At 68.7% G+C, this 217-nt stretch carries 1 pseudogene; it reads left to right on the top strand.

Annotated features, from left to right (window positions below):
- Nucleotides 1–217: pseudogene (locus tag B3605_RS03745) on the top strand (hypothetical protein); the annotation flags it as partial.

The raw sequence follows: 217 nt of genomic DNA, 5'->3' as shown, positions 1-217 counted from the left end.
AGCAGGCGGCCTCGCTGGAGGAAACCGCCGCCGCACTCGAGGAGATCACCTCGAACGTCGTCGCCACGTCCAAGCGGACCGGCGAGGCGCGCGACGCGGTGCGCGAAACCCGCAGCCGCGCCGAACACTCCGGCTCCGTCGTGCGCAACGCCGTGGAAGCCATGCGCCGGATCGAGGATTCCGCGCAGCAGATCAGCAAGATCATCGGCGTTATCGA

This window comes from Rhizobium sp. UBA1881, from assembly GCF_002338015.1.
GTDB lineage: Bacteria > Pseudomonadota > Alphaproteobacteria > Rhizobiales > Rhizobiaceae > Rhizobium.
Note: the sequence above shows the minus strand (reverse complement) of the source record. Positions and strands in the feature narration are given on the sequence as shown.